The organism is Serratia bockelmannii, from assembly GCF_008011855.1.
GTDB classification, from domain to species: Bacteria; Pseudomonadota; Gammaproteobacteria; order Enterobacterales; family Enterobacteriaceae; genus Serratia; species Serratia bockelmannii.
Window position 1 is genome coordinate 36,493 of sequence record NZ_VOUX01000031.1, and the last position, 24,405, is coordinate 60,897.

Sequence of the window (24,405 nt, forward strand, 5' to 3'; positions counted from 1 at the left end):
AGAGTTAGGTACACTACCTCCAGTTAAGTAGGCCTTTTGCGGCCTATCGCCAGATTTACGGAGGCTGTTGTTACCATGGCACAGGCCAACCTTTCTGAAATTCTTTTCAAGCCCAAATTCAAACACCCTGAAACCTCGACGCTGGTGCTGCGCGCGCGCAACAAAGTGAGCGCCGCCATGCATTCCGCATTGGAAGGCGACACCACCGGCAGCTGGTATCGCATGCTGAATCCGTTGCTGTGGTCCTGGCGCGGCGTCAGCCCGATCGAAATCCACGAAGTGCTGGCGCGCATCGCCGCCTCGGACGCCGAGCGCAGCAATCCGCAGCGGCTGGATACCGTGGTGGGCTACCGCAACGGCAACTGGATCTACGAGTGGATCCATCAGGGTATGCAGTGGCAGCAGCGGGCGACGGAACAGCAGGATCCGCTGCTCGGCGGCGAGTACTGGCTGAAGGCCGCGAGCCTGTACAGCATCGCCGGTTACCCGCACCTGAAGGGCGACGAGCTGGCCGAACAGGCGGAGATGCTCGCCAACCGCGCTTACGAAGAGGCGGCGCTGTTGCTGCCGTATCAGCTGAAAGAGCTGGAGTTCCGCATCGAAGGCGGCGGCAGCGTCACCGGTTTCCTGCACATGCCGGAGAAGGGCGAGGCGCCGTTCCCGACGGTGCTGATGTGCGGCAGCCTCGATACGCTGCAGACCGACTATCATCGCCTGTTCCGCGACTACCTGGCGCCGCACGGTATCGCCATGCTGACGCTCGATATGCCGTCGATCGGTTCTTCGTGCAAATGGAAGCTGACGCAGGACTCCAGCTACCTGCACCAACAGGTGCTGATCCAGCTGGCCTCGGTGCCGTGGGTGGATCATCAGCGGGTGAGCGCCTTCGGCTTCCGCTTCGGCGCCAATGTGGCGGTGCGGCTGGCCTATCTGGAGCCGCAGCGGCTGCGCGGCGTAGCCTGCCTGGGGCCGGTGGTGCATCGCCTGCTGTGCGACAGCAGCACCCAGTTGAACGTGCCGGACATGTATATGGACGTGCTGGCCAGCCGCATGGGCATGGCTAACGCCTCGGACAACGTGCTGAAGGTGGAGCTGAACAGCTACTCGCTGAAAATGCAGGGGCTGCTGGGGCGCCGTTGCCCGACGCCGATGATCTCCGGCTACTGGGAGCGCGATACGCTCAGTCCGAAAGAGGAGTCGCAGCTGATCGTCACCTCCTCGGTGAGCGGCAAGCTGGTCGCCATCCCGCGCACCCCGGTGTACGACAGCTTCCACCGGGCGTTGCTGCAGATGTCCGGTTGGCTGAGGGACAAAATGCGTTAATTAGTTGCTAAATTTTAACAGTTTGTTAAAAAGAGTGGTCTACATTGAGGAGGTTAGAGAATGACGTTACCGAGTGGTCACCCTAAAAGCCGACTAATGAAACGTTTTGCCAGCTTGGGGCCGTACCTGCGTGAAGGGCAATGTGAAAACGACCGTTTTTTCTTTGATTGTTTGGCCGTCTGCGTCAATGTAAAGCCCGCTCCGGAGAAGCGTGAGTTCTGGGGCTGGTGGATGGAGCTGCAGGCGGAAGAGGCGCGCTTCACCTATTCGTACCAATTCGGCCTGTTCGACAAGGAAGGCGACTGGACGGCGCAAAACATTAAGGATGATGAAGTAAACGCCAAGCTGGAAGACACCCTGCGCGACTTCCATCGCCGCCTGGGCGAGCTGCTGGCGACCATGGAACTGGGGCTGGAACCCGCCGACGATTTCAAAGAAAAACTGATCAAACTCTCCGCCTGACCCCGTTTGACCACGTATTGTGCTGATTTCGCGTTGTGCCTGTTGGCATAACGCGTCTCTCCTGTTACAAAGACCTTTGCACTCTTCTTCTCATCATTACACACGGCAGAAATACTATGAACGGCAGCCAGACATTGGTTGTGAAATTGGGCACCAGCGTGTTGACCGGCGGATCGCTGCGTCTGAACCGCGCCCACATTGTCGAATTGGTGCGCCAATGTGCGCAGCAACACGCCGCGGGCCACCGCATTGTCATCGTCACTTCCGGCGCCATCGCCGCCGGGCGCGAACACCTGGGCTACCCCGAGCTGCCCGCCACCATCGCCTCCAAGCAGCTGCTGGCAGCGGTAGGGCAGAGCCGGCTGATCCAGCTGTGGGAACAGCTGTTCTCCATTTACGGCATTCACGTCGGGCAGATGCTGCTGACGCGTGCCGATCTGGAGGACCGCGAGCGCTTCCTCAACGCGCGCGACACCATGACGGCGCTGCTGGATAACCGCATCGTGCCGGTAATCAATGAGAACGACGCCGTCGCCACCGCCGAAATCAAGGTGGGCGACAACGATAACCTGTCGGCGCTGGCGGCCATTCTGGCCGGGGCCGACAAACTGCTGCTGCTGACCGATCAGCAGGGCCTCTACACCGCCGATCCGCGCAACAATCCGCAGGCCGAACTGATCCGTGAAGTGCACGGCATCGACGACGCGCTGCGCGCCATCGCCGGCGACAGCGTCTCCGGTCTGGGCACCGGCGGCATGGGCACCAAGCTGCAGGCGGCCGACGTGGCCTGCCGCGCCGGCATCGACGTGGTGATCGCCGCGGGCAGCAAGCCGGGCGTGGTGGCGGACGTGATCGAAGGCAAACCGGTGGGCACCCGTTTCCACGCGCTGGAAACCCCGCTGGAAAACCGCAAGCGCTGGATCTTCGGCGCGCCGCCGGCCGGTGAGATCACCGTCGACGACGGCGCGGTGGAAGCGATGATGGCGCGCGGCAGCTCGCTGTTGCCAAAGGGCATCCGCGAAGTGAAGGGCGACTTCTCGCGCGGCGAAGTGATCCGCATCCGCAATCTGGCGGGGCGCGATCTGGCGCACGGCGTCAGCCGCTACAACAGCGACGCGATGCGCATGATCGCCGGGCACCACTCGCAGGAAATCAGCGAGATCCTCGGTTATGAATACGGTCCGGTAGCAGTGCACCGCGACGATATGATTGTCAGTTAAGGAGTGAGCATGCTGGAGCAGATGGGGAAGGCCGCCAAGCAGGCCTCCTGGCAGCTGGCGGTGCTGAGCACGGCGAAGAAGAATCAGGTGCTGTCGGTGATGGCCGACAGGCTGGAAGCCAACAGTGAAGCGATCCTGCTGGCGAATGAACAAGACATGGTGCAGGCGCGCGCCACCGGCATGAGCGAAGCGCTGCTCGATCGCCTGCTGTTGACCCCGGCGCGGCTGGCGGCGATCGCCAACGACGTGCGCCAGGTATGCCGCCTGAACGATCCGGTCGGCCACGTGCTGGACGGCAACCTGCTGGACAGCGGGCTGAAGCTGGAGCGCCGCCGGGTGCCGCTCGGCGTGATCGGCGTGATTTACGAGGCGCGGCCGAACGTCACCATCGACGTCGCCAGCCTGTGCCTGAAAACCGGCAACGCGGTGATCCTGCGCGGCGGGAAAGAGACGCACAACACCAACCAGGCGACGGTGAAAGTGATCCAGCAGGCGCTGGAGCAGTGCGGCCTGCCGGCGGCGGCGGTGCAGGCGATCGACAGCCCGGATCGTGCGCTGGTGAACGAACTGCTGCGCCTGGATCGCTATGTCGACATGCTGATCCCGCGCGGCGGCGCCGGCCTGCACAAGCTGTGCCGTGAGCAATCGACCATCCCGGTGATCACCGGCGGCATCGGCGTGTGCCACACCTACGTGGATGCCGACGTCGATTTCGACAAGGCGCTGACGGTGATTGAAAACGCCAAGATCCAGCGCCCGAGCGCCTGTAACTCGCTGGAAACGCTGCTGGTGAACCACAGCATCGCCGCCGAGTTCCTGCCGGCGCTGAGCGCCAAAATGGCGGCGGCGGGCGTGACGCTGCACGCGGCGGAAAACGCGCTGCCGCTGCTGCAGGGCGGCCCGGCGACGGTGGTGCCGGTGAACGCGGAAGATTACGACGATGAGTGGCTGTCGCTGGATCTGAACGTGCTGCTGGTGGACGATATCGATCAGGCCATCGACCACATCCGCACCCACGGCACTAACCACTCCGACGCGATCCTCACCCGTTCGCTGAGCAGCGCCGAGCACTTCGTGCGCGCGGTGGACTCCTCGGCGGTGTATGTCAACGCCAGCACCCGCTTCACCGACGGCGGCCAGTTCGGCCTGGGCGCGGAAGTGGCGGTGAGCACCCAGAAACTGCACGCCCGCGGCCCGATGGGCCTGGATGCGCTGACCACCTACAAGTGGATCGGCTACGGCGACGATCTGGTGCGCAGCTAAGGCCGCATTGCGGTAGTAAAGACGTCAGGGCGCAGCGGGCTGCGCCCTGATTTTTTTGAGGAAAAGAACTTAAGCTGAGAATCCGTTTACCTGAGAAGCGGGCTCCCCTTCATCTCAGCTTTCTAGCGTTACGCCCAATGCGTTCCATAATTGGCCCGGTATTTACATCCAGTAACCGCGCGATTAATGCAAATTCCACGACATCCAATTTTCTTTCGCCATTTTCAACCTTGGCGATAAAGGATTGTGGGCGGCCAAGTGCTTCGGCCAACTTGACCTGAGTGATGCCTTTTTCTATACGAGCGTCTCGAATTATTTTTATAACCAATTGATATTCTGCTGAATAAACTGAGGTCATGACGTTTTCCGCGAGTGATATCCCAAAATCGAATATCTGCGATGGTTGTAATTATCCCAAAACGGGATAATTACAGTGCAAGGTAATCAGGAGGATTAAACATGATGGATAAACAAGATTGGCATCCGGCGGACGTCATCGCCGCTTTGAAGAAGAAGGGCACGACTTTGGCGGCAGTTTCCAGAAAAGCCGGATTGGCATCTTCTACGTTAGGTAATGCTTTGGCTAGACATTGGCCAAAGGGGGAGAGGCTGATCGCTGAAGCACTGGAGCTAGCGCCAGCGGAAATATGGCCTTCAAGATATGGTGGTATGATGCGCCGTGAGTGAATGATAGGAGCTGCACGAGCTGCACGAGCTGCATTTTATGCTCGTGTAGCACGGTCTTCAGATCGCCACTGATGATAAAACAACCAAACGCCCCGGCGGCTATTGACTCATTTCGTGCACAGGTCTACCTTGTTCAACGCACTTCCGGCTTGCCCCGCAGGCCCGGTTCGATGCCGATATAGCTCAGTTGGTAGAGCAGCGCATTCGTAATGCGAAGGTCGTAGGTTCGACTCCTATTATCGGCACCAGTTAAATCAATTAGTTATCACCTCCTTAAGTATTCAACGTTGTCAGGTTGTGCCGTATTTGTGCCATTAAGCTGCAAAATGGCATCCAATTTGTTGGCGTTGGACGCTAATTGACTTGCTGCCAAGTGGGCATATCGTTGTAACATTTCCAAACTCTCCCAGCCGCCCATCTCTTTAAGGGCAAGCAGGGAAACCCCGGATTGAACAAGCCAGCTCGCCCAGGTATGGCGCAGATCATGAAAGCGGAAGTTTTTTATACCAGCGCGGCGCAGAGCGCCCTGCCAGGCTTTGTTGCTGTCGCCGCGCATCTTCCTTACCGCTGCTGTTTTCGTTCCATCATTTCGGTATGCTGCCTTGGTGTGAACGAATACCCATCTGTCATGCTTCCCAATTTGTCCGCGCAAAATTCCACATGCAGTTTCGTTTAGCGGTATTCCTATCGCCTTCCCTGTCTTGGCATCTTCTGGATGAACCCAGGCTATTTTTGCTCCATGTTTATTTGCGACCACTCAAGGTTAACGGGGCATGGTTTCCGCCACACGATGAGTACGATTTTGCATGAGGAAGGGTTCAATACGCATGGATTGAAACCCAGCTTGCGCATGTCGATAAGAATGCGATTCGCGGGACGTACAATCATGCGTTGTATCTGGAAGGCAGGAGAGAGATGATGCAGTGGTATGCGGATTATATTGATAAAGTTGGAAGGGTTGCTCTCAGGAGTGCTTCATAATTAGATTTCTCTAAGCCTAACTGGATCGTTAGGAATACAAGAAAACTATACAATTATTTCCTCTCCATAATGGAGGGGCTGAAGATAATAATTATTTTTTTATAAATCACACTAAAGTTGATTATTAACTTCTTCAACTATTAGATATAAGGTTTATAAATTCCAGAAGAATATGTAAATTATAACCTATTTATTAGTTAACTTGAGGGGGCGATAAATAAGTTCACATTTAATGATGCTACAAACCTCGAAATACTATCCCTTTGGATGTGAGTTGGTTTTTATATGTAACTAATTGACTTGTATCACATTTCATAATACACAGCATTCATTGTTTTAGGTATAATAAACCGGTTACAGCATTATAGATGAGTACATGTTCCTTATAAAGGTGTTATCTAAATGGATGATTTTGAAGATAAAAAAAGATTTGAAGAGGCAGTCGAAGCTGGTCAACGAAATCTCCGTGCTGTACACCTACTTAGTAACTGGTGTTCTCACTCTGAATTCATTCGATCAGAGGGGAGAGGCATGATTGAGGCTGAAACAGGGTTACCCATTGGTCACATGGGAGTTCAATGCAAATTTGTTAAGCAAAGTTCAATGCTTAGCTGGCTTCTGGAAGACTCGGTTTACAGCTTCTATAAACAGAACTGTAAAAATTGTAATCAACGGGTTCCGGTGGGATTTCCCAATATTTTAGAGTTTGTAGGACCAAGAGAAAAATCTGCCGAAGAACGAAATTTGGCCCGCAAAGAAGAAGAAAGGCAGAGAAAGCAGAAGCAGCTCAATAGACAACAAGAACGAGCAGTATTACGTCTTTCACTTACTCTAGAAGAAACGTTTGTGCTTGATTTGCTTGATGAACTCGATCAAGAAGATATAGAGAACAACGATCCCCGTTTGGAACAACTTGCTAATCTTGCTCCTGAGACATTTACAAGTAAAATAATTGAACACTTGTTACCTGCAGTGTTACATGAGAAATTACCATATTCAACGCCAGCGGCAAAAGCTTTAATAAGAACTGAATTATCACAAGCGGAAAAACTGGCAATTTCAGTATATTTAATAAACAACTTAGAATATTGTCCATCTGCTATAGAAGCAATCCTCTTGGAAGCAGAGAATCTATCTGAAGATGATTTCTTAAAAGTCCTTTACCACTTTGTTAGAATGGCTGTTGAATCTCCTCCTGGAATGATGATTGGTACATTTGAGCGAAAAGTACTTAATAAAGGCCCCATTCAGTCACTTTTTAAAAAAAGACAAGCTGATATCTGTGATGTTGTTGACGAATACATAAAAGATACTCACCTGGGAAAATTTCAATCTGCTATTGAGATAATTATTGCATCGGATGATGATGAGCTGCTTCTAAGACATATTAGAAGTATATTTGCTAAGCTGATGCGTCGACGGACTCTACTCCCGGAGGAACGGAGAGATAGCAGCATTCTTTTCTTTCTTCGAGAGGCCGCTACGAAATGCTTAGATAGATTTCCCGATGAAAGCGATAAAGTTATTCAATCCTATCTTGCTGACAAAGATGATATTGGGAGACATGAGGCCAATAGAGCTTACAGATCTGTACTGCGAAATAACTATAGAAAAAAAAGTAAAATAGGAAAGACGCAAAAAATAGCTTTTAGGCGTTTACTCTGGGCAGCAGTGGAAAATCCAGAGGATAGCATGGATGATGCAGGACAATTCTTTAGACACTCTTGGGAAGAATTTTCTGAGCTTGCAGTTGATAATTTTGACGATTTGATCGGAGCGGCTGCAACGCTAAGCGAAAAATATGAGGAGTTGAATAAAGAAAAAATCATAGAAATAAATGAGAGTTTTCTAGATCATTTAGATAAAAGTAATAAGCGTAATGCTATTGATGGCTTACAGGGGGCATTGATTGAATGGGCTGCGATTGGAGCTAAATCTAGAGGGCGTGAGGGAATCGATGATTTTCTTCAGCTCTATAGAAGCTTACCAGAAGAACAAACTCAAATGCGTGGGAACATGATTGCCCATGTTCCTAAGTTATTAACTGGTATTGACAGCCTAACACTAGTTCTCTCTGATTGGTATCGTGCTCTTATGGATGAGAGTACATTGATTCGAGCACGTGCCGTACAAGCGTGGGAAAATGTTCCCTATGATTTAGTGAAGAATTTTCCAGATTTATTCTTCGAAGCATATTCAGTCTTGCTATTAGATCAATATGTTATGGTGCATCAGTATGCTGTTCACGCTTTGAGCCGTAGATCTTTTCCTGAGGAGAAACGGGAACTTGTGAGATCCCGGCTATGGAATCTAATTTGCTATTATACTCAACAAGATAAAAAAGATAATTTCATTGTAGAATGCATTGACGTTTTTGCTTCTCTTTGCTTATCAGATGAAGAGAGAAAGGGAAAAATTGGATTGTTTCTTTCTAATATATTATTAATTTTAGAAGGAGGTGCACTTTATGATGCTATCACTCGATTGCGTTTTCATTTTGATGATATTCCCGGGTTTGTCAAAGTCGCACTCAAAGCAATTCAGGATAAGTATACTCGCAGTATTTCTATCGATGACTGCATCACTGTGATATTAAGAGCGCCACATGATGAGCTTCGAAATTGTAAAGACGATCTTCTAAAAGCATTTAATGCTCTGAAACCATTCAAACCTCAACAATTTATTGAAGCATTAGTGTACGTGGCTGCGTTAAGCAAGTGTGGTGATAACGTAATTGCAAATGTTTGTTTAAAGGAACTACTGGAAGAAATTCCAAATGATGAAAGAAATACACAATGGAAACTTAAGGCTGCTTTAGTTACAGAAGCAGCTTGCATTGAACATGCCATAAGTGTTTGCGAACCCTATAATGACTTAATTGAAAAATGGAATGGCCTTACGGCTGAGTTGGAGAAAGAATATGAAGAACGAGCCAAATTTCGAGATTTTCCGCCAAGCTTTTTCTCCGAGAGTTGAGATTGCAGCAGCGTTGGATGGTGCACTCAAGTCCATTCCGAATGACTTGGTGAAACTTAAAGACGCGTGTCAAAAGCTCAATGAAACGCTCGATGAGCTCGGTCAGGGATATGTTGAAGATCAATATCGTGCATATTACATAGCAATGACTATATTTGTATCTCTAGCTGAGTGGAAACATGCTATACGTAATGCTGAGACTGATGCTCAAAGGTTTTTAAATTCAGCACAATTAAAAGCATCAGAGATCGACATGACGACGAGTCTCTCGGAGAACAAACAATTTAATGAATTTATAGAGCAAGTCCGTTCAATCAGTAAATTAGATTCATTAAAAAAAATACAAGACCAGTTAACAAGCTGGTCGTTGCCTCTACTCTTATTCGCAAATCTTCGCAATAAAAATATTGAGGGGATTAGGCAAGGAATATCTAGTAAAGGGACAAATGAGAATAAAACACAAGAATCAACAGTTGCATTTCTAAAGTTTGATATTGATGGGGAACCAGCTCAGCAATGGAATTATCTTAAGCCGGGTACGGCTTATGACCTTAACATAGAGGTCAGGGTTTCAAATTGGCCAAAGAGTGCAAATTTCCTCTCATTAAAGCCAGTGACAATTGATGCACGTGAGCGAGGCTGGTTGCCTGATTTTAGATTTGAGAAACCAGAGGGGGAAGGCCCCTTCACATTGAAGGGGATTGGTCGTGTCGTCTTGGAAGTGGCAAATTCATTTGGCTCGAGACCTTACGAATTCCTATATGCTGCTGAGTTTGACAATTTAAGTAATTGCCAAAATATTGCTATCGTAGGACATAGGCGCTTACTACTTGAAGGGAGTGATTCCGCTCAAGCTCCATTAACTGGATTTTCAAATGTCGATAGGCATCTTATAAAAATTCGTAACATATTAAGAGCTTTCCCAGGATTACACTCAGATGACATTGCTAATACAATGGTTATACTTGGCGGCTTAGGAAATGTTGCAGCCCAAGCTCTTAAAGCTAGTTTATTTATTACTGGCACATCAGAGCAAAAATTTCAGCGTAAAATAGCCGAAATACTTAGAAGTAGGAATGAGATTGGCGAGAACTTACAAGGCCATCCAGAGGCTGCTGGCGGGATAACGGATCTCACATTTGAAGACATTCCGATAGAACTAAAAGTTGAAAATAATAAGGTTCTTTTCCCCAAGGATTTTCAAAAATATTTCGATCAAACAGCAGCTTATGCCATTGGATTAGGTAAGCGTATCGGTATTTTGGCTGTTCTGGAATCAACGTCAAAATCAGCGCCGGTGGGAGCAATAGAGGATGATATTGAAGTATTCACTCATCCAACAGGTCAATCTCATGTTGCAATTGTTGTTGTCGTCGTCAGAGGTGGTTTCCCTAAACCCAGTTCTTATTCTCGATAGCCATTTATATCAACAACTAGTAGGATATAAAGATTATAGGAAATTGTATTCTGTCTATATGATTTTATTTTTATGCAGAGGGCTGCGTGTGAAAAGAAAAGTTGAAATAACCAAGAACAGCTTCTTTGAGCTTTTTTCTGATGCAATAACCCTTTATGAGTTATCAGTTGCAACAAAAAAATCACACATCAAAAAAACACTTGCAAAATCAAGTGTGCTTTCAATTAACTACGCTATTGAGGCTGCAGCTAACTCATTTTTATCTTCTATAGAAATAACGCAAAAGTTAAAAGATCAAATTGACAGGTTCTCTTCACTTGATAAATTTGACTATACTCTTCAATGGCATAAAGACATATCTTTACCTCGTGGAACCACTCAAACACAAATAATAAAAGAGTTAATAACACAACGAAATGCATTGGTGCATCCCAAGATTAAAACTTTCACTGATACAATAGAAACTAGACCGGGTGAAGGCAAAATCGCTTATCAACACCAGTCTGATATTAACTCCGAACAAGCTAAAAGTAATATATCAGGTATATCCCTTGATCCTGAAACATATACTGAAAAAGATGCTTTTATTGCGATTAAGGCTCTTGTTGATTTTTTAAATTGCTACGTTAACGATTGGTGGGGTATTGATTTGGATACATCTGCTTTATTGCTTTTGCCATCATGGAACGGCTCAATACAAGCACAATCAATAATTTATGAGAGGAACTCACTTGAGACTGTTCTAAGACATGATCCTGCACTAAAAATAAAATTTATTGGGTTACATGGTATATTTGAGCAATTTCAATAATACTCCAAAAATTATTTCTTCCACAAGGAATGGTTAGAGGTTCTCCTTTAATCAAACTTTAACGCCTGCTTCTCATCTTAGTCAAGAATAGGCGTTAAGCGCTACGGCATGTTGAAAAGTTTTGCTGAGTGATAAGTAATCAATAACGGTAAAAAACCATAAAGGCTAATTTTTCTCAACCAGTGCAATAAGCCGTAAGTACCGTGAATCCTTGATCAGACTTGTATCTGTATCTTCAATTAGCTCAAGAATCTTCTGCAGCTCTCCTGATGTGCGCGTGAACATCTGTGGTGTTATTTTGTCCAGTAAATCAAGTGTGGTTTCTGGAAAAATAGCTGCAATTGCTCCTTTACCACCGAGTTCCCGAGTGAATCTGTAGAACAAATGATCAATTGTCTCGATTGGTACTAAGTATGTTTTTACTGAATCGTAAACCTCCGGAAATTTATCGCCAGTATCGTCAAGTAAACCAACCCATGCTTTTACAGAGCTCGTGGTTCTATATTGGCGTTCTTTGGGCCAGTCCTCTCTGATTAATGGGATCACATACTTAACCCAGCCACTCTCGTTTTTCTGCCCGACCAATCCTAACCAGGAAATAAAACGATTTCGAGCCTCGTCAGATAATGCTCGTAATATGGAGCGCATTTCATTCCTGGAAGGACTGAAGGGCTCATCAGGGTGAAATATTCTCATTAAACCAAGCCATTGCGAAGCTCGAACTGAATAATCTTTTTCCCACGAAAGAGATTCGATCCAAGGTATAAGGTTTAGAAGACAGGGTTTAATAAGTTCAGCTACTGCAGTCGAAGGCATATCATTGCAATGAAGATAACCATTCCATGCTGGTTCTGCTGCAGGATGTTTTAAGTCCAAAATAGGTATAAGCCATTCTCTTGCCCATGCAGGATCAACAAACATTAGCCAATTTAGATTGCGAGTCGTTATAGCTATAGCGTGGTCCGCACCTTCTCCTGGTGCAGTAAAAAGACGTTCAATACGAGACTTAATAGAATACGGAATAAGCGAACCAGCTTTTTTTTCTTCACTTGGCATTACTTGAAAAAGCGCTTGAGTACATTTACCGACAGGACCATTGATTGCATGGCTGAATGTACGCCGAGACTGTATTACAACCTCACCATTTCGGATAACTTCTCCGAAACCACTCCGTGTTGCATCAGCCCCACCGCTCAGTATGCCCTCTATGACATGATCGTAAACTGCCCAGCCGAGATCCTCATCAAATTCAAGAGTCGCAGCTAAATTTTGTTCAAGCCAGTTACTTAATGTATGTCGTAGTTCGACTAAAGTTGTAGCCGGTAATCTCGCGATTCGGCTCAGGAATATTCGTTTCAACCTTGGTTTAAGATCTGCAGGTAGTTCACTTATCATTGACGACCATAATTCCTTAGGATAATCACCGATTTTCCCTGCAATAGTAAGCGCAGACAATGCCTTACGCGGATTTTCTTTTATCAAACCAACAAAGGGCCGCCTACGAGTAAAGCTGTCGTCATCTCGTTTAAGCACCTCTTTTACTTTTGGGATTATCTCGTTTACAGGAAGATCTGATATTACATCTGGTTTTTCGTCTGTACTAATCCAGCCAGAGCGGGAGCCCCAACTGATGACTACAGATGTGGCCCAGCGATCATTCCAGCCAGGAATTCTGTTAATCATCGCAGTGAGCCGATCACGATAAATAGTGCCCAGTTCACAACCATGCAGTTCGAGATAACGAGCGTATTTAGCAGCCAACACTTCTCTTCCTTTCGGAAGTTCTTCCTCAGACAAATAAGGTATTTGATAGGGGCCAGTCAGAATACGTTCGATGATTCGATTTTGGTTCTCTCGTGGGAATTCTTCCCATCGGTCTACCAGTAAAAAAAGAAGTTCTCGGGTAATATTTGTGTCCCAGAAGCTATTTTGCTCTATAGACAAAACTTCTTCGGCAATTCGGTCAGTCCCAAAAACGGCTGTTTTACTGAAGGCATAAAGTCTGAGTTTTCGGAAGATAAATGGTTCTGTTACTGGCCAGGTGGTTACATGTGCATTAGCCAATTCTGGCCACTTTTCAGCTATTCGGTCAAAAAGTTGGACAAACCATATTAATACATCGGCCCCTTTCGAGAAGTTTTCTTCTCCGTCTACATCACGTTCTGGATAACAGCTTGGGATTGGAAAGTAGGAAGTATCAATATCCTCCAGCATTCCTGCAGCAATGATTAGTTGCTCTTCCAGAGCACTAAATACCTGTAGCAATACATTGTCAGGTACGTCTAAATTGTCGTCATGTCTATTAGTGAACACAACTTCAAATTGACCTAATTTGCTGAAATGGATCTCCTCCCAAGAGTCACTTGGTGGTCTGACTTCTCCCAAGCCATATGGCGATTTCATCTCCAATCGGGGTGCCATTACCCTACGAAATTCTCGTAAGACACCAGCTGTCCAGCCTTGGTTTGTAATTCGAGCTTTTAAGTCGTACCAATCGACGTCATAACGACGATTGCAGGGATCTCTATGATGTTCGAGAATTAAGCTCCACAGTTGACGAGAGCGTTTGTGGATTGATGCTGAATGATCAATGTTGCGTTCAATATTTTGTAGTAGTAGAGGATGAATGCTGATTTTTCGGATAGCCCACCAAGCCATCGCGGGGCTATCAAGAGATTTGCAGAACCAGGCCATGAGATGACTCAATCGTTTCGGCATTGTCTCCAAACATCCAGCCAAGTGATGGTAATCTGACGGATTATCATCTTCGTCACGCCATTCAAGGAGATTATCGTTACTCACTCCACGTTTACGTTCATCGTCAGAGATATCTTGCAGATCGTCATCAAGCCCATAAGCTTCTTGTGGATCGAAGGTCTCTGCATCATTGTCATCAAGTTCGTAGTATCTTTTCTTCTGTTTGGCTGACCGAATATTTGCATCCATCACACAAAGCCACTCTGGATGGGGAAGAGGAACAGCTTCAGAGAACAATTTCGCACCTTGCGTAGTGCGAAGTATATGGGCAAGTTGACCACGTTCATACTGTGCTAGAACTTTCGGATCTTGCTGGCTTTTAGCGATAATAGAAGCTCGCCATCGACGTGGATCATCTGCTCGCTCAGCCCATGCTTCCAAAGTCTTCCAAAGGGCTGGATGATCGGAATAGGCTATGGCTGTAACTCCTCTGTCACGCCATTTGGCTTCGATATCCTCGGCAAGGCCGCGATCAAATGCATAAAGTCTGGAACGATCATACTGGCCATCATGATTGAGACCCTGAAGGAGGTATTTAACTGGTGGGTCTTCTGCCTGATAACCGACTAAAACAACGATGTATCGTTCCAGAAGAAGCTTAATAAAATTGGTCGCCCATCCTTCTGAAAGATATGCTCGTCCAAAGTCTGCACTGCTCAGCACATAAGGATGGTTTACAGCATTTTCGTCGACCAGACGGCCGTGAAGATATGTAATCCCCTCAATTGTCGAACCGAAATTCAGATTTGGGAAAGCTGGCGGCACATATCGAGTTAAATTATCTTGCGCTTGGTTAACCTCGAACAGTCGGTCAAAGTTCGTTGTGACAATCTGTGGAACTCCACTCTGATTTGAGGAAATTCTTTTAATCAGGGCATGCTCACGTCCAACCTCTATATCAGTTCTTGCAGTCCCCAGACGCTTTGATACCAAAGCATTCACCTCATCCTTGCCATATTCCTGATGTAGGAGGTTGAAAATTTGGTCGAGAGGGACATTTGCCGAAGATTGGTCGTGAAGCCATGGGCGAAATGCTGCCATGATTTCTGAATCGTGTGGTGGGTCAAAGTATTCAATTACATGCTGGGTAAGCTCTACAAAGCTTGGCATCCCTGAAGGTAATGAAACCCCAGCGCCACAGAGAAATACAACTCGACCTGTATCACAGCGTTCTAAGAGGATATCGGGTATGGAAGGCCCTTCAGGGTGAAATCTCATGAGCTCAACTTTTCTAAGCGTTAATTTATGCTTGGATTCTACTATTCATAGCCATGTGATGAAAACTGGCAGTGAAAAAACCTTGGTCATTCAAGTGATTCATCTAAAAGTAAATGATTTGAATTGCCACTGTTTTGGTAGTCATCCTTTTAGGTGGCTTGGACTGACCCACCCCGGTAGACGATCCTGCCCTATAGTTTGAGAATAGGAGGAGCGCATGGGCACACCACGATTTACACCTGAATTTAAGGAAGAAGCCGTCCGTCAGATAACGGAACGCGGTTATTCCGTTGCCGAAGTATCTGACCGTCTGGGCGTTTCTGCACGCAGCCTCTACAAGTGGCTACGGGCTGTCAGCCTGATAACAGCGAACAACATGCCCGGGATTTACTGGAAGCCAAAAGCGAAATCCTGAAACTACGCGCGCAGCTAAAACGCACCGAAGAAGAACGGGATATCCTGAAAAAGGCCGTGCGGTGCTTTGCAAGGGAGCCCGACTGAAGTACCGCTTTATCAATGAACACCGTACTGTATGGGGTGTGATGACGATGTGTCGGGTACTGAATGTCGCCCGGGCCGAGTTCATGGCTACCTGAACGAAATCGGGAAACCTGCTGTAAAAACCAGATGGGTCGTATTATACAGCTGTAGTGGCCAAGTAATACTGGCCACGCTTTTACAGTAAGAACGGTATCTGTTCTCTGATTTTTCCGGCGTCAGTCCCCCATTGTAATGATGAGGTCTGACGCTATTGTAGTAATTCAGGATATAACCGCCGACTTGACGCCGGGCCTCATTGCACACAACCTACGTGATCACTCGTACCCGCCACGCCTGTACACTTTATGTTATGCGGTTGTTCTCATGCGGCATAGACATGCAATTAAGCGTCTTCACGTTATATACGGGAATATCGTAAAAATCCCGGAAATAAATCGGGGCCTCACCATCTTCTCTTCAGACCTCACTGCTCCCCCGCTTCGCCGGTTAAACAACCGTTTAATCATCCGCTGTTATAATTACCCCTGTTGAGCCTTGATGGGTGAATATTTTCTCCTCAAGCATTACGATGCGGCGCTCTGTGGAGCGGCATCCGTTTTTTGGACATGCCGGTGGTTCGGTGAGAAGTAAGGAGAAGTGCACTATGAGCAGAAAAGACAAGCTCGCGGCGGCCCTGCTGGCCATCTTCCTGGGGGGGCTGGGCATTCACAAGTTTTACTTAGGGATGAAATGGTGGGGGCTGTTCTACCTGCTGTTCTGCTGGACGGGGATCCCGGCGATTGTCGGCTTTATCGAAGGCATTATTTATCTGTTCCAATCGGAAGAGAAGTTCAACCAGAAATACAATCCGGGTCTGATTTAACGCGTTTTCTGGCGGCGCCTCCTGTTAAGGGAAGCGCCGTTTTTCATTCCGTTACTGTTTCTTCATCATCATCTTGCCGCGCATCTCTTTACTCATCATTTTATTCGAGCTGGAGATCACGCAGTTATATTGCTTGCCTTGGTTGATGATCATAAAGGTGCTGACCGGATTTTTAAAATCTTTGTCGATGGTGAAATAAATATAGGCCTGCGGCAACGCGGCCGGTTTAAAGGCGCCGAAGGCATACACATCCGCCAGGCCCAGCGCGGAGAGATCGACCGTCAGTTCCATAGGCTGTTTGTCATTTGGCGATGGGAACATCGATTTGGCCGACATCATCATGGTGCTGCTGTTGATGCTGTAATCGGTTTTAACCTTCATGCCGATATATTTCGATTCCGGCATGGAAAGTTCTTTTTGGCAGGCGGCGTCGTGCTGTGGCGCCGGGCTGCCGTTTTCCATCACGGCGTGCACGTGTTCCAGCGTCACTTCCGCGCTGCCTGTGGTAGGCTGCGCATCGGCCGCGTAAGCCGCGCAGCTGAAGGCGGCCACAGAGGTAAGGATAATGCCCGTAACGATTTTCATTGTCGGTCTCCGGAATGCTAATAATGGTATTAATTGCGGTGTGTAGCCTATTGGCCCGATAAAATGCAAAGTGACCCGTTCCGCGGAGATAAAATACCCTCGGAATTTTTATAATTAATAGCGTTTCACCCACGCGGTATGCGAGGTTTGTTTAATTATATTGGGAGCCTTTCTCTTTTGTTTTTTAGTCTGTGTACCTGCATATAAAGAGTATGTATAAACATAGTCAATGTTTAGAATATGCACAAATTACTGCAGTTTTTTTTCCCTTTTATCTTTTGGTTTTTAATAGGGTTGCGAATATTGCATTGAGATACAGGGAGTTGTCTTTTCTACGTTCAAATCACTCTTTGAAGCGTTATTTATGTGATCTTTGTAGTCACAGAAATAACGCTGAAATTATTATCTTTCTATTTAACGGCTAATTATTCATGGCATAGGCTTCAACCCTTTGCGTTTCCTGCGCTAGAATCAGGCGGTTTTCTCGTGGAAAAGGATATCGCCATGGCCGCCTGGGCCTTTTTGATCGTCGGTTGGGGGTTGATTTGGCAGGATCACCCGATTTTCGGCGTGCTGTGCATCGCGCTGTTTGCCGTGCTGCAATGGGCGAAGCACGCCGCTAAAGGCGTGCAAGACCCCGAAGAGGCCGCAGAGTGGCGCAAGACCGACTGGCGTTCGCAGCCGATTGAGATGGCGCACGCCGGCGACAGCGATCGGCAGATTGGCGGCGTGGGGGAACTGGGCATGGGCGGCCCCAATTTTTGGACGCTGCTGCTGCGCGACGGGGCGATTGTGCATGGCGCCTGTGCGGCGCCGCAGGACGTGGACGATGGCAAGCTGCGCCTGATCCCGACCCGCAGTCGTGAGGGTGAGGGGCTGACGGTGTACGAGCCTGCTGCCCGGATGATGTACGCGCTGCCGGCATTGACCGATCGCGAGCAGGACGCGCTGGCCGTCGGTACCGCCGAGGCGCTGGCGCGGCTGCGGGCGAGGTGTCGGCAGGCGGAGGCTACGCCGTTGCACCTTGTGCGCGGTCTGTGGGTGCCGCCGTGGACAGAGGATCCGGCCGATCGTCTGGAGATCGCCTTGCCCAACGGCCGGGTGCTGGCGGCGCGCTTGATGTTGCCGGCGAATCTGCGCCTGGCGGACGATCCTGCCGCGCTGCTGCACGCGCCGCCTTATGAGCTGTTGCTGGATAACAGGCCGACCGATCGCTTCGTGCGCGATCTCGAACGCGTGGCGGGATCCCCAGCGGGCTGCGGCTTGAGCGTCGGCGGCTGCCAGTTCCACGGCGAGCATATCGTCGATGGTCTTTACCATCTGTACTTCGCCGGCGAGTGGTTCAGCCTGCTTTCTTACGCGCATAAACCGGCGAGCGGGCGCGGTTCGGACACCACCTTTTTCGTCGAGCGGGTCGAGCCGCAAGACGGCGGGGTGTTTGTGATTGAATGGGATGCCTACGGCGTGGGGCCCGACGGGCGTGAGCCGCGCGTGCCGGCTCCGCCGGTATTGGTTATCGCGGTGAGCTGGCAGGAAACGCCGCTGCAGTTGCCCACGGCCAATAACCGCGTGATCGTGCGCTTGCCCAACGCCACGGCGTAAGGCTTAAGGCAGCACCCTGACTTCGCCGTTGTGCAAGGTCAGCACGGCGATCGGGCTGCCGGAGAAGCACTCCCTAAAGATCCAGTCGCTGGGCCGAAACGCCGCCGCAGGCAGCCCGGCCTGCCACTCCTCCCACTGCGGGGCCGGCCGATCCGGCGGCAACAAGAAGGTGACCAGCCAACCCGCTTCGCAGTGCACCCTTTGGCCGCTTGGACGGGTGAAGGTATGCGCACCTGCCAGCTCCATCACCGGCGGTAAAACCTCGAAGGCGATGATCGGCACGCCGGCCACGCTCTGCGGCTGAGGAAAACGCACGGCGGTCACGCCGTTCATCGTGATAGGGCTGTCTTCGGTGCCGGGCAGGCGTGGCTCCTGGCGGTTTACCCAACTGCCTTTCGGCAGCGTCGTTTCACCGAACGGCTTTGCCTCGTCGAGCGTCAAGTAGCTGCGTTGATTCCAACGATCTTCCGCCCGCTGGCTCTTGATGTCCTGGATGGCCATGCCGATCAGCATCAGCGCGAACGCCACCGGGTAGATTGCCAGCGCCGAGGCCAACAGATAGCCGCCCCAGGAAAGCGGCGGGCGCGGGCGGCCGCAGCGGGCGGCGGCGTATCGCCAGCCCCACCAGGCGAGCAGGATGCCGGCGAGCAGCAGGGCCAATAACAGCGCCAGCAGGCCGGCGGCGCCGGCGCCATAACCTAACAGCATGGCAAGTTCCTTATGTTCACGGCGCGGTGGAGCGATAGCGAACGAAGTAGGGCAGCGCCGGGGTCTCCCTGTCATCGTCATAGTGGCTTTCTGGTTCGATCACGGTTTGGCGCGCGTCGTCGCGCCCGTTGTACCGGTACTCCAACGGCTGTCGGTAGTGCACGTCGGATGAGCGCAGATCGAAAATCAGCGAAAGACGCGCATCGCCGTTATCCGTTTGGGCGACCAGCTTATCGTTGCCCGCCCAGAGCTGATACAGCGATTTATCGCCGGTCTCCAGCAGCACCTTCAACTGCCCGTCGGATTGATAACGCAGAAGCTGATACAGCCCTCTGTCCAGCGTTTGTGCGATCAGGTAGATGCCGCCGTCCGGGGCTTGCGCGCTTTCCTCCACGCGCACCAACAGCCAATGCATTTCAATCACCTCGCCGGTTTTACCGTTAACGGCGATGTGTAACGCGCCAGATCCGAGCACCGGGTTCATCCAGAAATGCACGCGGTCGCCATCAATGGCGGTGAATATCTCGGGTACGGATTTGCGCTTACCGGAGGCGTAAGCCGTCGGTGACTCCTCCTCGCCGCGCTCAAAGCCCAGCAGTTGCCGCGCGTCCAGCAGCGCCGGCAGATCCAGCGTCTGCCGCCAATGGGCGCCGAAGTCCGGGCTGTAGAATACGCCTTCGGTGCTGATGAGATACAGCGCGCGTTTTCCCGGTTGCGCCACCAGTTTGCCGCCGACAAAGGAAGGCCGGTTGTCGTCGCCCTCCGGCCAGGGGATCAGCGCCCCGATGGTACCCCGTTGCACATCAACCAGCCTGCGGCCCTCAGAGAGAAAAAGCACGCACTCCTGCTCGCCACAAACCGCATCGTGGATCAAGTCGTCGAGTTCCCCCAGCATCTGTAACCCTTTTGGGCCGGCAAACAGCACCTGGCTGAGGTAGTTGGCCGCCCAACCGTAAAAGCTGTTGTACGCGCGGTCTTCACTTCTTTTGCTGGTGAGCAGCAGGGCGCCGTCCTGCGCCGGGTAGCTGTGGATGAGATCGTACCGGGCTATCGTCGGCAACGCCTGGTCGCCCCGAGTCCATTGCCACTGCGCATAGCGTTGCTCAGGGGCGAGCAAATAGACGCCCAGCGCGCTGGCTAAAAACAGCGTCAGGATAATAAGGGGTCTTTTATAAAGCGCTAACGTCATCATTTCAGCTCCGTCACCTGAGCCTGCCGCCACAACCTGCGACGCAGATTTCGCAGGTATTTAAACGTTTTAAACGTGCGGTGCTGGTCAAAAGAGTACAGGCGACAGATCTGGGCGAAACCCTCGATCAGCAGCGCCAGGCCGCTGACCATCAGCATCAGCAGCAGAATAATCGGCGGCAATTCACTGCCGAGGCGCTTCAGGGTCCAGGCATCCAGGTAAAAGCCCGCCGGGGTATCGGCGTTATCCCACACGATCATGCCGAGCATCAAACACATCATGATCGCGCCGAGGATGAAGACGACGCGCGCGCTCAGGTTAAGGCCGGCTTCGGTGAAGTAGCGGCTGCCGCCGATAAGATAGGTCTGGCGGTCGCGGTGATTGATGATCCCACGCACCGTCGGCAACTCGGGGACGGTGTCGTTTTCGCAATACAGCACCTGCAGCGGATCGCCTTTGGCGATGAAAAGCGGATGTTGCCGACGAAATACCGGGTGCAGTTTGGTATTGGGGACGTTGAGCGCGCGGGTCGTCAACGCGAAGTGCGTCTCCTTCTGGCGCCACGCATAGGTGTCCAAATACTGCACCTGCCGCGGGATCTCATAGTGGCAGAGTTCGTAGCTCAGGGCGTTGACCGTCTCTATGCCGGAGGCCTCGACGCCCTCGGGGAGGGGGAACTCGGTTTGTGGCGTTGCGGGCACTGGCGCGGCGTCTGCGCGGACGGCCCGGTATCTGATGCCGGGGATTTTCAGGCTGAGCGAGCTGGGCGGCGTGACGTCTTGCCCCTGCAGCACGCGATCCAGCGCTCTGAGCAGGCGCCTGCGGCCGCGGTGCGCAATCAACAGGAGCTCCGAACCGACGAACAGCACCATGCCGATGCCGATAAGGCCGGCGATGATGGCGATAAAGAACAGGACGATGGTCAGCCAGGAATCTTCCCGGTCCATGATGAAAAAGGCCGCCGGGAAACCGCCGGCCAGCGCCGCGCCCAGCAGCAGCAGGGCGAAGTATTTCAGCTTATATTTCAGCGTTCTGTCAGGCTCCAGCCGGCCTTTCGTGCCGTGCAGCAGCCAGTGCAGCCAGTAGCTGCCGTCCCGCAGGCGGTGGGCGCCGATCTTCACCCGATCGCCGGCGGCGAGCCTGGCCAGCAGATTTTCGCTGTCGCTGAAGTCATCGCGATAAAAAAAGAACGTCTGGCCGGAGGCGATGATCCTCACCAGATTGTCGGGCGCCGTCTGTTGGCAAGCGCATTGCTCGACGGTCACATGAAAAAATTGGGTTTGCATATCATTCCCTGTCAGCAGGCGTGGCCCGAAAATTCATCCCTGGCGCCGGGTGGTCAGCGCTTTTTCATCAGTGGCAGCATGCGCACCAGCGCATTGTCCTTGACGATATAGTGGTGGAACAGCGCGGCGGCGGCATGCAGGCCGATCAGCCAGTAGCCGAATGACGCCAGCGTTTTGTGCCAGCCGATAATCGCCCGCGCCTGCGGCCGATCGGCCACGTCGGCGAACGGCATCGGCAGGCCGAATAGATACCACTCTTTGCCCCCCAGATAGCGCGAATAGACCCCCAGCACCGGCAGCGTCAGCAGCAGCAGGTAAATCAGGGTGTGCGTCAGGTGCGCCAGGCCGGTTTGCCACTTCGGCGGTTTGGGCGCGATGGCGGGCGAGGGGTGGCGCCAGCGCAGGAACAGGCGGGCGATCATCAGCGCAAATACCGTTACGCCGCAGCTGAAGTGGGTGACAACCAGCACGTACCAAGGGGCGCTGCCCGGTTCGGCAAAGCCCCGCAGCTCGATGGTGACACAGGTGATGACCAGCAGGATCGCCACCAGCCAGTGCAGGCGAATTTGCCACGGCATGTAGGTGTTCTGCACCGGGTTACCTTTTGATGTTAAAGGGTCTGTGCGTCGATGGTAACGAAATGTTACATCGGAGGAAAGCGCGTGCGCGCAATTTAGGCAAAACGCCAGGTTCAGCTCGCTTATTAAGCTATTGGTTTAGTGGGATATGCGTCTGGTGATAGGTGAGCGCCGTAAGTTATGAAGCTAATAATGATAGGTTCAGAGGCTGGCAGCTTATTAAGCGATGAAGCGGGTTACGCCGCAGCCCTCGCTGCGGCGCCTAAGATCAGTTCAATTTGGCCTTGGCGAAATCGCTGCCGTTCACGTCCACCACATAGCCGCTCAGGTTGCTGCGGGTGGCGTAGAACACTTTGCCGGTGGCCAGCGGCAGCCACGGCGCCTGTTTGGCGAAGATCACCTGCGCCTGTTGATACAGCTTGGCGCGCGCCTGCGGCTGGTTCTCCTGGATCGCCTGCTGGATCAGCCGGTCATAATCCTTATCGCACCAGCGTGCCACGTTGGCGCCGCTCTGCACGCCGGCGCAGCCGAGCAGGGTGGCGAAGTTGTCCGGATCGCCATTGTCCGACACCCAGCCGTACAGCGCGCTCTGTTGCTCGCCTTTGCGCAGCCCGGCCAGATACTGCCCCCACTCCCAGGTGACGATTTTGGCCTTCACGCCCACCTTCGCCCAGTCGCTCTGGATCATCTCGGCGATGCGTTTGGAGTTCGGGTTGTAAGGGCGCTGTACCGGCATCGACCAGATGTCGGTTTCAAAGCCCTGTTCCAGCCCGGCCTGCTTCAGCAGCGCGCGCGCCTTCTGCGGATCGTAGGCGTACTCCGGCAGTTTGTCGTTGTAGCCCAGCATGCCCGGCGGCAGCAGTGAATTGGCCGGCGTGCCGCTGTCTTTGAACACCGCGGCGACGATCGCTTTCTTGTCCACCGCGTAGCTCAACGCCTGACGCACCAGCAGGTTGTCGAACGGTTTTTTTTGGGTGTTGAACGCCAGATAGCCGACGTTCAGCCCGGTAATGTCGTGCAGCTGCAGGTTGCCGTCGGCCTTGATGGCGGCGAACTGTTCCGGCAGCGGCGCGGGGATGATCTGGCATTCGTTGGTTTTCAGCTTGGCCAGCCGGGTTTGCGGATCCGGCGTGATGGAGAAGATGAGGTGCTTGCTGGCCACTTCGCCCTGCCAGTAGTGCGGGTTGGCGATGTAGCGGATCAGCGAATCCTGCTTGTACTGCTGCAGCGCAAACGGCCCGGTGCCGATCGGCCAGTTGTCGACGTATTCCGGCGTGCCCTTTTTCAGCATGGCGTCGGCGTATTCGGCGGACAGGATCGAGGCGAAATCCATCGCCCAGTCGGCGACGAAGGCGGCGTTGGGCTGGCTCAGCGTGAAGCGCACGTGATGCTCGTCCAGCGCTTCCACCTTGGTGATCAGCTTATCCAGGCCCATGTCGGTGAAGTATTCATAGTTACCGCCGGAGACCTTGTGATAAGGGTTAGCGGGATCCTTCTGCCGCATCACGGTGAACACCACGTCTTCGGCGTTGAAGTCGCGTGTCGGGGTGAAGTATTTGTTGCTGTTGAATTTCACGCCCTGGCGCAGGGTAAAGGTATAGGTCTTGCCGTCCGGGCTGACGCTCCACTCGGTGGCCAGCGACGGGGCCGGGGTTTTATCGCTTTCACGCAGCGTCACCAAGCGGTTGTACAGCACCTGCGAGGTGGCGATAAAGGTCGGCCCGGAGCTGGAGAGCTGCGGGTTGAACGATTCCGGCGAGGCGACGGTGCAGTACACCAGCGCATCGGAAGCGGCCAGCGCGCCGCCCGCCGACAGCAGGCCGCAGCCGGCCAGCACCAATCCGGCGATAGGGTGTTTTAAAAACGTCAAGGCAAGATCCTCAGGTGGAGTGGGCCGTTACCGGCGAATTGATCTAACTATAGATAACGGATGGCGAGACGGGGAACAAGCGTCTCACCTGCGCATTCTGTGCGCCCCA

18 protein-coding genes, 1 tRNA gene and 4 pseudogenes are annotated in these 24,405 nt (G+C 51.7%); 13 read left to right on the plus strand and 10 right to left on the minus strand.

Features of this window, described 5'->3' with window-relative positions; genetic code table 11:
* The first annotated feature begins 75 nt into the window (after positions 1-75).
* From frsA to proA, 4 genes are all read left to right on the plus strand, one after another.
* Positions 76-1,323 (plus strand): esterase FrsA, encoded by a 1,248-nt coding sequence (gene frsA, locus FOT55_RS14455; protein ID WP_147823603.1) that lies wholly within the window; start codon positions 76-78, stop codon positions 1,321-1,323.
* Between the two features lie 60 nt (positions 1,324-1,383).
* On the plus strand, positions 1,384-1,785 hold the full coding sequence (gene crl / locus FOT55_RS14460) for a sigma factor-binding protein Crl (protein WP_004930258.1): 402 nt from the start codon (positions 1,384-1,386) through the stop codon (positions 1,783-1,785).
* Positions 1,786-1,901: 116 nt separating this feature from the next.
* Positions 1,902-3,005 (plus strand): glutamate 5-kinase, encoded by a 1,104-nt coding sequence (proB, locus tag FOT55_RS14465; protein ID WP_015376738.1) that lies wholly within the window; start codon positions 1,902-1,904, stop codon positions 3,003-3,005.
* A gap of 9 nt (positions 3,006-3,014) precedes the next feature.
* Positions 3,015-4,268: a glutamate-5-semialdehyde dehydrogenase gene (gene proA, locus FOT55_RS14470; RefSeq protein ID WP_187181946.1), complete on the plus strand. Its 1,254-nt coding sequence runs from the start codon at positions 3,015-3,017 to the stop codon at positions 4,266-4,268.
* Between the two features lie 109 nt (positions 4,269-4,377).
* Here the strand turns inward: proA and FOT55_RS14475 are convergent, their stop codons facing one another.
* The gene (locus FOT55_RS14475; RefSeq protein ID WP_147823605.1) at positions 4,378-4,626 is read right to left on the minus strand and encodes a helix-turn-helix domain-containing protein; all 249 of its coding nucleotides are present in this window, start codon (positions 4,624-4,626) and stop codon (positions 4,378-4,380) included.
* 104 nt (positions 4,627-4,730) lie between these two features.
* Here FOT55_RS14475 and FOT55_RS14480 point away from each other — a divergent pair, with 104 nt between their 5' ends.
* Together FOT55_RS14480 and FOT55_RS14485 are read left to right on the plus strand one after the other, a co-directional pair.
* Entirely contained in the window at positions 4,731-4,955 is a 225-nt protein-coding gene (locus tag FOT55_RS14480; RefSeq protein WP_060447713.1) for a helix-turn-helix domain-containing protein, read from the plus strand.
* Between the two features lie 172 nt (positions 4,956-5,127).
* A tRNA-Thr gene (locus FOT55_RS14485) sits at positions 5,128-5,203 on the plus strand.
* Between the two features lie 17 nt (positions 5,204-5,220).
* Here FOT55_RS14485 and FOT55_RS14490 read toward each other — a convergent pair.
* A pseudogene (locus tag FOT55_RS14490) lies at positions 5,221-5,723 on the minus strand (site-specific integrase); the annotation flags it as partial.
* Between FOT55_RS14490 and FOT55_RS25600 the strand changes: the two are divergent.
* The 4 genes and pseudogenes from FOT55_RS25600 to FOT55_RS14505 form a co-directional block, all read left to right on the plus strand.
* Positions 5,716-5,936, plus strand: a pseudogene (locus FOT55_RS25600) (tyrosine-type recombinase/integrase); the annotation flags it as partial. The pseudogenes FOT55_RS14490 and FOT55_RS25600 overlap by 8 nt on opposite strands.
* A gap of 402 nt (positions 5,937-6,338) precedes the next feature.
* A complete protein-coding gene (locus FOT55_RS14495; RefSeq protein WP_147823606.1) occupies positions 6,339-8,912 on the plus strand; it encodes a hypothetical protein in 2,574 nt (857 codons plus the stop codon).
* A complete protein-coding gene (locus FOT55_RS14500; RefSeq protein ID WP_147823607.1) occupies positions 8,857-10,329 on the plus strand; it encodes a hypothetical protein in 1,473 nt (490 codons plus the stop codon). Before FOT55_RS14495 ends, FOT55_RS14500 begins: the two co-directional genes overlap by 56 nt.
* An 88-nt stretch (positions 10,330-10,417) precedes the next feature.
* A complete protein-coding gene (locus FOT55_RS14505; protein WP_147823608.1) occupies positions 10,418-11,140 on the plus strand; it encodes a hypothetical protein in 723 nt (240 codons plus the stop codon).
* Positions 11,141-11,305: 165 nt separating this feature from the next.
* Here FOT55_RS14505 and FOT55_RS14510 read toward each other — a convergent pair whose 3' ends face one another.
* The gene (locus tag FOT55_RS14510; protein ID WP_147823609.1) at positions 11,306-15,115 is read right to left on the minus strand and encodes an SIR2 family protein; all 3,810 of its coding nucleotides are present in this window, start codon (positions 15,113-15,115) and stop codon (positions 11,306-11,308) included.
* A gap of 217 nt (positions 15,116-15,332) precedes the next feature.
* Between FOT55_RS14510 and FOT55_RS14515 the strand changes: the two are divergent.
* A pseudogene (locus FOT55_RS14515) lies at positions 15,333-15,705 on the plus strand (transposase); the annotation flags it as partial.
* Between the two features lie 67 nt (positions 15,706-15,772).
* Here the strand turns inward: FOT55_RS14515 and FOT55_RS14520 are convergent.
* A pseudogene (locus FOT55_RS14520) lies at positions 15,773-15,907 on the minus strand (IS3 family transposase); the annotation flags it as partial.
* 352 nt (positions 15,908-16,259) lie between these two features.
* Here FOT55_RS14520 and FOT55_RS14525 point away from each other — a divergent pair.
* Positions 16,260-16,478 carry a TM2 domain-containing protein gene (locus tag FOT55_RS14525; RefSeq protein WP_015376761.1) on the plus strand — a complete coding sequence of 73 codons (219 nt, stop codon included), beginning with the start codon at positions 16,260-16,262 and terminating at the stop codon, positions 16,476-16,478.
* Positions 16,479-16,529: 51 nt separating this feature from the next.
* Here FOT55_RS14525 and FOT55_RS14530 read toward each other — a convergent pair whose 3' ends face one another.
* Entirely contained in the window at positions 16,530-17,063 is a 534-nt protein-coding gene (locus FOT55_RS14530; protein ID WP_060432510.1) for a hypothetical protein, read from the minus strand.
* Positions 17,064-17,549: 486 nt separating this feature from the next.
* Here FOT55_RS14530 and FOT55_RS14535 point away from each other — a divergent pair, with 486 nt between their 5' ends.
* Positions 17,550-18,665: a hypothetical protein gene (locus FOT55_RS14535; RefSeq protein ID WP_230201368.1), complete on the plus strand. Its 1,116-nt coding sequence runs from the start codon at positions 17,550-17,552 to the stop codon at positions 18,663-18,665.
* Positions 18,666-18,668: 3 nt separating this feature from the next.
* Here the strand turns inward: FOT55_RS14535 and FOT55_RS14540 are convergent, their stop codons facing one another.
* The 5 genes from FOT55_RS14540 to FOT55_RS14560 form a co-directional block, all read right to left on the minus strand.
* Positions 18,669-19,373 carry a hypothetical protein gene (locus FOT55_RS14540; RefSeq protein WP_060432512.1) on the minus strand — a complete coding sequence of 235 codons (705 nt, stop codon included), beginning with the start codon at positions 19,371-19,373 and terminating at the stop codon, positions 18,669-18,671.
* Positions 19,374-19,389: 16 nt separating this feature from the next.
* Complete coding sequence (locus tag FOT55_RS14545; protein WP_147823610.1) at positions 19,390-20,565, minus strand: hypothetical protein; 1,176 nt, start codon at positions 20,563-20,565, stop codon at positions 19,390-19,392.
* The gene (locus FOT55_RS14550; RefSeq protein WP_060432516.1) at positions 20,562-21,848 is read right to left on the minus strand and encodes a hypothetical protein; all 1,287 of its coding nucleotides are present in this window, start codon (positions 21,846-21,848) and stop codon (positions 20,562-20,564) included. The genes FOT55_RS14545 and FOT55_RS14550 overlap by 4 nt, the downstream gene beginning before the upstream one ends.
* Positions 21,849-21,901: 53 nt before the next feature.
* On the minus strand, positions 21,902-22,426 hold the full coding sequence (gene cybB, locus FOT55_RS14555) for a cytochrome b561 (protein ID WP_080433027.1): 525 nt from the start codon (positions 22,424-22,426) through the stop codon (positions 21,902-21,904).
* Between the two features lie 268 nt (positions 22,427-22,694).
* Positions 22,695-24,296: an ABC transporter substrate-binding protein gene (locus FOT55_RS14560; RefSeq protein ID WP_060432519.1), complete on the minus strand. Its 1,602-nt coding sequence runs from the start codon at positions 24,294-24,296 to the stop codon at positions 22,695-22,697.
* Positions 24,297-24,405: the final 109 nt, after the last annotated feature.

Coding starts and splice junctions, on each gene's coding strand:
- frsA (WP_147823603.1), top strand. CDS start 76: ATGGCACAGGCCAACCTTTCTGAAATTCTTTTCAAGCCCAAATTCAAA.
- crl (WP_004930258.1), top strand. CDS start 1,384: ATGACGTTACCGAGTGGTCACCCTAAAAGCCGACTAATGAAACGTTTT.
- proB (WP_015376738.1), top strand. CDS start 1,902: ATGAACGGCAGCCAGACATTGGTTGTGAAATTGGGCACCAGCGTGTTG.
- proA (WP_187181946.1), top strand. CDS start 3,015: ATGCTGGAGCAGATGGGGAAGGCCGCCAAGCAGGCCTCCTGGCAGCTG.
- FOT55_RS14475 (WP_147823605.1), bottom strand. CDS start 4,626: ATGACCTCAGTTTATTCAGCAGAATATCAATTGGTTATAAAAATAATT.
- FOT55_RS14480 (WP_060447713.1), top strand. CDS start 4,731: ATGGATAAACAAGATTGGCATCCGGCGGACGTCATCGCCGCTTTGAAG.
- FOT55_RS14495 (WP_147823606.1), top strand. CDS start 6,339: ATGGATGATTTTGAAGATAAAAAAAGATTTGAAGAGGCAGTCGAAGCT.
- FOT55_RS14500 (WP_147823607.1), top strand. CDS start 8,857: ATGAAGAACGAGCCAAATTTCGAGATTTTCCGCCAAGCTTTTTCTCCG.
- FOT55_RS14510 (WP_147823609.1), bottom strand. CDS start 15,115: ATGAGATTTCACCCTGAAGGGCCTTCCATACCCGATATCCTCTTAGAA.
- FOT55_RS14525 (WP_015376761.1), top strand. CDS start 16,260: ATGAGCAGAAAAGACAAGCTCGCGGCGGCCCTGCTGGCCATCTTCCTG.
- FOT55_RS14530 (WP_060432510.1), bottom strand. CDS start 17,063: ATGAAAATCGTTACGGGCATTATCCTTACCTCTGTGGCCGCCTTCAGC.
- FOT55_RS14540 (WP_060432512.1), bottom strand. CDS start 19,373: ATGCTGTTAGGTTATGGCGCCGGCGCCGCCGGCCTGCTGGCGCTGTTA.
- FOT55_RS14545 (WP_147823610.1), bottom strand. CDS start 20,565: ATGATGACGTTAGCGCTTTATAAAAGACCCCTTATTATCCTGACGCTG.
- FOT55_RS14550 (WP_060432516.1), bottom strand. CDS start 21,848: ATGCAAACCCAATTTTTTCATGTGACCGTCGAGCAATGCGCTTGCCAA.
- cybB (WP_080433027.1), bottom strand. CDS start 22,426: ATGCCGTGGCAAATTCGCCTGCACTGGCTGGTGGCGATCCTGCTGGTC.